4 protein-coding genes and 1 pseudogene are annotated in these 4715 nt (G+C 68.4%); 3 read left to right on the top strand and 2 right to left on the bottom strand.

Annotated features, from left to right (window positions below; genetic code table 11):
- Nucleotides 1–560 precede the first annotated feature (560 nt).
- Nucleotides 561–1427: a DUF1365 domain-containing protein gene (locus B2742_RS08510; protein ID WP_292065093.1), complete on the bottom strand. Its 867-nt coding sequence runs from the start codon at nucleotides 1425–1427 to the stop codon at nucleotides 561–563.
- A gap of 59 nt (nucleotides 1428–1486) precedes the next feature.
- Nucleotides 1487–2848: an NAD(P)/FAD-dependent oxidoreductase gene (locus B2742_RS08505; RefSeq protein ID WP_292065091.1), complete on the bottom strand. Its 1362-nt coding sequence runs from the start codon at nucleotides 2846–2848 to the stop codon at nucleotides 1487–1489.
- Nucleotides 2849–2966: 118 nt separating this feature from the next.
- Here B2742_RS08505 and B2742_RS08500 point away from each other — a divergent pair, with 118 nt between their 5' ends.
- From B2742_RS08500 to B2742_RS08490, 3 genes and pseudogenes are all read left to right on the top strand, one after another.
- Nucleotides 2967–4001, top strand: coding sequence for an SAM-dependent methyltransferase (locus B2742_RS08500; protein ID WP_292065089.1), 1035 nt, complete (start codon nucleotides 2967–2969; stop codon nucleotides 3999–4001).
- 12 nt (nucleotides 4002–4013) lie between these two features.
- Entirely contained in the window at nucleotides 4014–4427 is a 414-nt protein-coding gene (locus tag B2742_RS08495) for a DUF2177 family protein (RefSeq protein WP_292065087.1), read from the top strand.
- Between the two features lie 106 nt (nucleotides 4428–4533).
- Nucleotides 4534–4715, top strand: a pseudogene (locus B2742_RS08490) (DUF459 domain-containing protein); the annotation flags it as partial.

Below are 4715 nucleotides of genomic sequence, written 5' to 3'. Positions count from 1 at the left end.
TTAACAACGATCATGTGGGCAAGCGTCTGCGCCGCGCTGTTTCCAGGGCGGTGACGCGAGGCATGGCGGAGCGCCCGGGCTTCCGCCCGGATGAGTGGATAGGAATACCGTTTCGGCGAAAGACAGACGCTCCGCGCGGCGGGTTTTCGACGCGCCGGGGCCGTCGCCTGTTGTTGGCAGGTGACCCGGTCCGCGCGCCGCGGGCAGGGACGGCGACGACCGTCTCCTGGACCGGACGAGGGTTGTTCCCCGTCCCTTGGCCTGAGGGCGTTGCAGCCCTCGGGCCGCCGCGTCCGGATTGCTCCGTCGCGGCCCGCTCCCTCCGCTCCCGCCGCCGCTTCGGATCGCCGGCCGAGCGAGCCTCCCTTGCGACGGGACGGGGGGAGTCTAGGACGGGGTCCAGCTACGGCGGGATAGGGACGCTGCTTTTTTGGGAAGGCGAGCGGAGTCAGGGGTTTGGCGGCGCGGGATATGCTGGCAATCGGCGGATTGTCAGCATGATTTTGGTGTCTCCTCCCATTCGCTACGCGAACAGGGAGGAGACGATGAGGGCGGCGCGGCTAGCGTCCGTGTCCGGTCGTCACCGCCTGGGTGGGCGGCGCCCCGCGATGTCGGTACCGGGCGCCCTTGAGCATCATCTTCAGCGCCTCCCAGTGAATGCCGAGCGTCACCTTCCAGGTCAGGAGCGGATGGGTGACGAAGGCGCGCAGCAGTTCGCGGTCCGTCAGAGGGCGGCGACGACCGGCGAAAGACGCGGTCAGGATGGGCGTGTCGCCGCGGCGGACGGCGACGACGACGGACACGGCCTCGCCCGGAGGCTGGACCGTGAAATCATAGGTCAGGTCGCGGTCCATGAAGGGCGAGACGAAGAACCGCTTTTCGACGGTCTGGCGCAGCGGTCCGCTCTGTTCCGCCGGGACCGCCACCAGATAGCTGTGGCGTTCGTGGAAGGTGTTGGTGACTTCATAGAGCAGGGCGGCGAGGGCGCCGTCGGGGGTGTGGCAGAAGAAGACGCTGATCGGATTGAAGCCGTAGCCGAGGATACGCGGCAGGGTCAGAAGACGGATCGGGCCGCCGGCGATGTCGATGCCGGCGTCCGCCAGATGGCCTTCGATCTGGGCGCGCAGCGGGCGACGCGAACGGTCGCCGTGGTCGGCGGCGCGCAGGGTGATCGGGCCGAAGCGACGGCGAAGCAAGTGGAGGCGGTCCTGAAGCCCGTCGAGCTCGTCGAGGTCGGCCAGCACCATCCAGAGACGGTAGCGCAGGCGATGGTCAAAGGTGCGGGCGCGCTGGTGGACGACCTCGCCGACGTAGAGGGCGGATGCCTTCCCCCCCTTCGGGAGAAGGTGGCTCGCGAGGCGAGACGGATGGGGGTTGTCAGTGGCGGGCCCATCGTCCGGCGTTCCTGATGCGGACAGAGCCCCCATCCGAGCCGCTGCGCGGCCCACCTTCCCCCGAGATGGGGGAAGGAATGTGGAACTCGCGCTCACGCCACCTTCGCCAGCGGGGGCGGCGCAACGCCCAGCTGGATCCGGCCGCTCTCGTTCTCGACCGACCACGGGCGCCGCACGCCGCCCAGCTGTTCGGCGACGGCGAGGCCGGCCTGCAAGCCGTCCTCGTGGAAGCCCGAGCCGAACCAGGCGCCGGCGAACCAGACATTGCGGCGGCCTTGCAGGCTCCACAGTTCCGACTGGGCCGCCACGGCGGCGGCGTCGAACACCGGATGCTCATAGTCCCATTCGCCGAGCACCAGCGCCGGGTCGGGCGCGCGGGCCGGGTTGAGGCTGACGAACAGGGGCGGTCCGGGCAGGGACTGGAGCTCGTTCATCCAGTAGGTGACGCCGCCCTCGCCCGCGCGGTCGGAATAGCCGAGGTGCGTCCAGGCCGCCCACGCCTTGCGCCGTTTCGGCATCAGCGACGTGTCGCGATGCAGGATGACCCGGTTGGGCCGGTATTCGATGGCGCCCAGCAGCCGGCGGTCGTCCGCAGACGGCGCGTCCAGCAGTTTCAGGGCCTGGTCGGAATGGGTGGCCAGGACCACGGCGTCGAAACGCTCGAGCCGGCCGTCGGCGAAGCGCAGGGCGGCGCCGTCGAGACCGCGCAGCACGCCGGTGATCCCCGCATCGGTGACGATCCGGCCGCGGAAGGCCTCCGCAAGGCGGGTTACGTAGGACCGGCTGCCGCCGTCGACGGTGCGCCAGGTCGGCTTCAGGTCCACCTTGAGCAGGTTGTGGTTCATGTAGAAGCGCACGAAGGACGCCGCCGGGTAGGTGGCCATCTGCCCCATGGTGCAGGACCAGATGGCCGCGGCCTGGGGCAGCAGATGCGCCTCGCGGAACAGGTCCCCGTAGCCGCCTCGGGTCAGGTAGGCGTCGAGGGTCTCGCCGGACTGCTCCAGCGCCGGCAGGTCGCGCGGCGCCTGTTTCTGGAAGCGCAGCAGGTCGCCGATCATGCCCCAGAACCGGGGGCTGGCGTAGTTCCGCTTCTGGGCGAACAGGGCGCCGAGGCCCTGGCTGCAATATTCGAATGCCCCGTCGTCGATGGATACGGCGAACGACATCATGGCCGGCTTGGTCGGGACGTGGAGGTGTTCGAACAGGGCCTTCAGATTGGGGTAGTTGGCCTCGTTATAGACGATGAAGCCGGTGTCGACCGGGACGGGCTCGGTGGGCGCCGGAGCGTCGACGGTGTTGGAATGCCCGCCCAGCCGGTTGTCCGCCTCGAACAGGGTCACGTCATGCGATTGCGACAGCAGCCAGGCGCAGGACAGGCCCGAGATGCCGGAGCCGACAACGGCGATGCGTTGGCCCGCGGGCGCTGGGGACGTGGCGACGAGGTGAGGGGGCATGCCGGCTCCGGAGAAACGTGTCGGAAGTTACGGAGCCGGGTCTGTGGCGGATGCCGTACATCCGGACTGCAACGCTCGACGTAGCTGAAACGTTCGCCAGATCTGTCAGGACACCAGCATGAGCCTCGCCACCGCCGCCATCCGCCGTCTGCAGGATGCACCCTTCCCGGATTTCGTCGCCCGCCCGGCCATTGACAGCCTGGTCAGCGAGGCCCGCAAGCGTCTGGACCGGGAGGGGCCGCACGACGAGGCCGTGTTCGCCCGCGACATGGCCAAACGCGCGATCGCCGAGCATGCGGCGGCGGCCAACGCCCAGCACTATGAACTGCCGCCCGAGTTCTTCGAGATCTGCCTCGGCGCGCGGCTGAAATATTCCTGCTGCCTGTATCCGGCGGCGGAGACGACGCTGGACGAGGCGGAGGAGGCGGCGCTGGAGGAGACCTGTCTCCACGCCGGGCTGGCGGATGGTCAGCGGGTGCTGGAGCTGGGATGCGGCTGGGGCTCGCTGAGCCTGTGGATGGCCGAACGCTATCCGGGATCGACCATCACCGCCGTGTCGAACAGCCATGGGCAACGGCGGCATATCGAGGCCCAGGCGAAGGCGCGGGGGCTGGGCAATCTGACTGTCATCACCTGCGACATGAACGATTTCAGCCCGAACGCGGGCGGCGGGGGCTTCGACCGGATCGTCTCGGTCGAAATGTTCGAGCATATGGCCAACTGGCGCGCCCTGCTGAGCCGGGCCCACGGCTGGCTGAAGCCGGACGGGCGGATGTTCATCCACATCTTCACCCACCGCGACGCGCCCTACCGGTTCGACCACACCGACAGCGGCGACTTCATCGCCCAGCATTTCTTCACCGGCGGCGTCATGCCCAGCCGCGGCCTGATGCGGCAGTTTCCCGACCTGTTCCGGGTCGAGCGCGAATGGACCTGGAACGGCGTCAACTATCAGCGCACCGCCGACCACTGGCTGGCCAATATGGACGCCAACGGCGACCGGGTGATGGAGCTGATGCGCGAGACCTACGGCGCCGATGCGGCCCTGTGGCGGCGGCGCTGGCGGCGGTTCTATCTGGCCACGGCCGGCCTGTTCGGCAACGATGGCGGCAACACCTGGGCCGTCACCCACTATCTGCTGAAGCCGGCTTGAGGACCTGAAGACATGATCAAATACATCGTCGCCTATCTCGGGGCCGGCCTGACCTTCGCGGCCATAGACGCCGTCTGGCTGACCACCATGACCAACCGCCTGTACAAGCCGGTGCTCGGCCCAATCCTGGCCGACAAGCCGGACATGAAGGCGGCGGTCGCCTTCTATCTGATCTCCATCTTCGGGACGGTCTTCCTGGCCATCGAGCCGGCCCTGCGCGAGGGGGCCTGGCAGCGGGCGGCGATCAACGGCGCGGTGCTCGGCTTCGTGGCCTACGCCACCTATGACCTGACCAACCAGGCGACGCTGAATGTCTGGTCGGTCAAGCTGACCCTGATCGACCTGGCGTGGGGCACGACCCTGACCACGGTTTCGGCTCTCGGCGGCTATTTCGCGGCGAGATGGGCCGAAGGAAAGTTCGGCTAAACCCCTCGCGATTAACCTTTTTCTTCCCGCGACACGGGCGCGAGGTGGCCAGATCGCAGCGATAGGGTAAAAGGCAAGACTGGACGTGTTTCAGTCGGGGGACTCCTTGCGCGCTGGCATCAACGCTTTGACGGCGATCTTCGTGGTCGGCGTTCTGGCCGGACTGGCGTTGACGCCGGACGGACGGGCGTGGCTGCGCAATCCCACCGTCATGCTGGGCGACAAGGCCGCCGCCTCGGCCCCGCCGTCGCCGTCGCCCGCGCCGGTCGCCGTCGTCGCGCCGGCGGC

This window comes from Brevundimonas sp. UBA7664, assembly GCF_002483305.1.
Taxonomy (GTDB): domain Bacteria; phylum Pseudomonadota; class Alphaproteobacteria; order Caulobacterales; family Caulobacteraceae; genus Brevundimonas.
Note: the sequence above shows the minus strand (reverse complement) of the source record. Positions and strands in the feature narration are given on the sequence as shown.

Coding starts and splice junctions, on each gene's coding strand:
- B2742_RS08510 (WP_292065093.1), bottom strand. CDS start 1,427: ATGGGGGCTCTGTCCGCATCAGGAACGCCGGACGATGGGCCCGCCACT.
- B2742_RS08505 (WP_292065091.1), bottom strand. CDS start 2,848: ATGCCCCCTCACCTCGTCGCCACGTCCCCAGCGCCCGCGGGCCAACGC.
- B2742_RS08500 (WP_292065089.1), top strand. CDS start 2,967: ATGAGCCTCGCCACCGCCGCCATCCGCCGTCTGCAGGATGCACCCTTC.
- B2742_RS08495 (WP_292065087.1), top strand. CDS start 4,014: ATGATCAAATACATCGTCGCCTATCTCGGGGCCGGCCTGACCTTCGCG.